2 protein-coding genes are annotated in these 2,608 nt (G+C 54.8%); one reads left to right on the top strand and one right to left on the bottom strand.

Features of this window, described 5'->3' with window-relative positions; translation table 11 throughout:
* The first annotated feature begins 119 nt into the window (after nt 1-119).
* Nucleotides 120-605: a thermonuclease family protein gene (locus C8N34_RS25685; RefSeq protein WP_145693956.1), complete on the top strand. Its 486-nt coding sequence runs from the start codon at nt 120-122 to the stop codon at nt 603-605.
* A 145-nt stretch (nt 606-750) separates the two neighbouring features.
* On the opposite strand, the gene C8N34_RS26105 is transcribed toward C8N34_RS25685, so the two are convergent.
* A partial coding sequence (locus C8N34_RS26105; protein ID WP_206752331.1) for a hypothetical protein occupies nt 751-2,608 on the bottom strand: 1,858 nt, incomplete at its 5' end.

Genomic DNA, 2,608 nt, shown 5'->3' with positions numbered 1-2,608 from the left:
AGATTTCCTGCCATGTTGGTCTTTCAGATCGTCACGGTTCCAATAGTTGCAACCTGACGGTGCGGTCGTGGTCGGTCAACCGCCAAACTCTTGCCGCATCCCCGCGGTAAACGGCGACCATGAGCCTGATCCGACAAACCATCCTCGTATCGGTAGCCGCCATGTGCGTTGCCGCCTACCTGACTCAGCAGCAGGCCGACAGCGCGCCCGGCAAAGGCGGCGTGTCGATCCTGCGCGGCGGCGATGCCTGGAACGCCAGTTCCTCGCGCGTGCGGCGTACGGTCGAGCCGCGGGCCTACGAGCAGCATCCGGCCAGCGCGGGCGCAGTCCTTATCGACAACGTGACCCGCGTGCGGGACGGTGACACTATCGTCGTCGGCCTCATCCCGATCCGCATCGCCAACTTGGACTGCGCGGAACGGGGCACGTCTGCCGGTGACGCGGCCACTGCGCGGGTGCGCGATCTGGTCGCGGGCGCGCAGCTGACCTGCGCGCTGGAGGGGCGCCGATCCTATGACCGCGAGGTCGGGCTGTGCGCGTTACCGGATGGGCGGGATCTGGGCGAGGTGCTGATCGGGGAGGGTTCCTGTGGGCGGTGGAGGTGAGGGTGGTCGATTCGGGCGGAAAGCGGCCGTTGCGGCTGCGGTGTCCGAGTTTCCGAAGGATGCCACAGCAGCCGCTCGCTACCGCCCGCGAGGCGGCACCAATATGCGTAAGAGTTGCCTTTCGAAGAGATTGTAACTTCTGGGACTAGATAATTGACTTTACTATGCGTTGAATATCCTCAGATGCTGTATTTACGTTGAGAAAACTCTCTGCATTCCTCAAATGGACGAATTCATCTGGTCGTCCTCCCGCTCCGATATTCTTTACTTCAAGAAAACCAGATTCCTGTAGAATACTCCGGGTTGCATCCCAGTCACCTCGGTCTATAATCCGCCTGCCTCTTTTGTCGTCTCTAGACAGCCTGACCCAATGACTTTTCAACATCATCCTAGCCAGGATCGCAAGCGTATCAGGGATCGCAAATTCGTCACCTCCCGCAGAACGATCTGTCTCCCGACCAAGCACCTCCAAAATCTGCGCCTTATCGAGGTAGGCGGACACACTCCCTTTATTGGACTGCGAGATCACAGTATGCACCTCAGGGCGAGAGTTTCCCATCTTTGTGATGGGTGAGATGACTAGTTCTCCAACTTCACACTCTTTGAAGTCGCACAATTCGAGATCCGCATCAGAAACATCTAATCTATTTATGTAGACGCGGCGCAACCGAACTGATGGCTTTCCATTTAGAAGTGCGTCCATTATTGTGCCTCCAGAGAGCGCAAATGGGCTTTCCGCTGGGAGGTCCGAAGCGCAAACAAATCCAATTGCAGCAAGGTTGGAAAATGCTGTCGAGGTCACATTTTGGTCCGACAATAGATGTGAGACCTTGTTTGCCAGCTCATCCACGAAGCTGCTAGTTTCCAATGAGAGCAGGGCTCCCAGGACTGCAAGGTCGGATACCGCCAGTTGCGTTCTTCGTATCCCCAATGGGATCATGTTGTTTTCGCTGATCTCCGCAATCAAATGTCGCGAGTAGAAGTAAGCTTTAATCTTCTCATGCGGGAAGGTTCGATTATCAGAGTCGCCTGTGCTCGGCGCAGGCTCAAGCAATGTTAGTGTTTTTGCTCGTGCCGAAAGGGCCCGTTGAAAATCTTCATTACCCGGAGCATGCTCCTCGCAAGCCACTTCTACCGCCACCTCAAGTAAGGCGGCGTCAACGTAGTCTATTTCGTAATCGACCATTGTCCTCGCAGCCTCGGTCAAAATCGAATACACAATCTTCTTTCCGGCATCCTCTGAGATTTCTGAAGGAAGGCCGAGCTTCTGAACTTCGCGGGAAACAATGTCATCGCACAATGCTACAATTGGTTCGTCGCCGCTGTTTAGGAAGTTTTCTGGGTCGGCCTGTGAGATCTGAGAGACAAAAAATGGACGGCGCAGCCAAATAAGAGCATCAAGTCTCTGGCGCAGTTCGCTTGAGTATTCACTCCAAGACGGAGACACTTCAACGATCCATTGCGTTGCTTCGTCAGCACTAGGGAAATCCAGACGCACAGAGTGTAGTTTTGATCCAGCATGCTCGACCGAAGCACCGATTAACTTGCGTAGGGTTTCAATGCCGATGAAGGAGTCCCGTCCGGACAGGATTATTAGACTTTCTCTCCCAACCTCGCCAATTAGTTCACGGAGCGCAGACCATGAGTTGTCGTATCCTCGACTGTCAGAAAGTTCGTCAAACCCGTCAATCGCTAATGCGATCAATCGCTGCTGCATCAATGCTGGAAGCTCGACGCGATTAAATTTGGCGCGTAGCGCAGCAAGTGAGCCATCTATCCGATCATCGATAGCAGAGAGTATCTTTCCTGCGCTCGCTACGGGAATGACAAGTGGTTCGTCTGCCAACCTGCGCAACAACCTATCTGCCCGAGTGAAAGCCAAGCGTTCGATGAAGTGTGTCTTTCCGGGGCTCTGTTGCACAAATCGGGTTATGGCCGAGGTTCCCCTTTCCCCGGACGGACTTATCCCACAGCTTCCGTGACGGGTATGCCGAGCGCGGTGT

It is taken from the genome of Gemmobacter caeni, assembly GCF_003054195.1.
GTDB classification, from domain to species: domain Bacteria; phylum Pseudomonadota; class Alphaproteobacteria; order Rhodobacterales; family Rhodobacteraceae; genus Gemmobacter; species Gemmobacter caeni.
Note: the sequence above shows the minus strand (reverse complement) of the source record. Positions and strands in the feature narration are given on the sequence as shown.